Genomic DNA, 963 nt, shown 5'->3' with positions numbered 1-963 from the left:
TGCTGAAGCTTGCCGTCAGGTTTTTTGATCCACAAATCGTTGGTGTAGCTCTCGATTTTGCCGTTAACCGTTAAACTGAACGTATTCTCGTCGAATTCGCCAAGCTTCACGAATTGGTCTGTGGTAACTAGGAACGGGTCCATGTCGTCCACGCCAACTACATCTGAAATCACATAGTAGTGGTAAGTCAGAGGCTTGCTTGCATCATTCGGGTTGCTGCGATACGCCACAAGCTTGAATGGTTCCGTTAATGGAAGGTCGAGCGTTTGCTTGTCCATGGTCGCTGGAATCGGGATAAACAGCCAAGCGGTAAACAGACCGCTTAATAAAACCATCAGGAAGAAAAGAGTCTTAATTGCTTTCATAGCAACCTTCAAAATAGGTGATGTAGAAGACGCTATGGTAACAGGTTTGATTTGCCGATTGTAAGAGTATGAATAAGTGAAGGCGACACCTGTCTGTTAGGAAACTTGAACGAATTGACACACTGTTCATAAGTCACAATCTACACTAGTGCGAGTGACCTTGAGATAGGTTGATCATCACAACACCTGCTGCCACAAATAACATACCAATCCACACCATAGTATCGAGGTGCTGGCGGTAAACAAATGTAGAAATCAAGCTCACAGTTACGATAGCCAAGCCCGCCCATAAAGAGTGCACCACACCTACAGGCATCCCTTTCATGGCTTGGCTCAAAAATAGAAATGCCGCCAAGTGTCCTGAAATCACCAATAAAGCAGGGATGGGGTTGGACAAACTGAAACCGTCGGTTGCTTTAAGTGCTACGTGAGAAAGTGCTTCCGCCATCACGCCCATCATTAAGAAAAACCAGCTCATAGTCGTACCTTTTAGTTGTATTGTTTTTTGTTGGTATAGCGGGGGTATTTGAAAGTGTTAATCGTTGTTGCTGATCTTTAGTCACAGCGTATTTGCCCAAACAGCAGGCACAAAAAAGCC

Annotated in this window: 2 protein-coding genes; both read right to left on the bottom strand. The window is 44.8% G+C overall.

Features of this window, described 5'->3' with window-relative positions:
- On the bottom strand, positions 1 to 365 hold a 365-nt coding region (locus AB4232_RS18980; protein ID WP_372087757.1), incomplete at its 3' end, for a hypothetical protein.
- A 145-nt stretch (positions 366 to 510) separates the two neighbouring features.
- Positions 511 to 843 carry a multidrug efflux SMR transporter gene (locus tag AB4232_RS18975; RefSeq protein WP_372087756.1) on the bottom strand — a complete coding sequence of 111 codons (333 nt, stop codon included), beginning with the start codon at positions 841 to 843 and terminating at the stop codon, positions 511 to 513.
- Positions 844 to 963 lie beyond the last annotated feature (120 nt).

The organism is Vibrio sp. 10N.286.46.A8 (assembly GCF_041470165.1).
Lineage (GTDB): Bacteria > Pseudomonadota > Gammaproteobacteria > Enterobacterales > Vibrionaceae > Vibrio > Vibrio tasmaniensis_A.
The sequence above is the reverse complement of the archived record's forward strand: the minus strand, read 5'-3'. Positions and strand labels throughout refer to the sequence as shown.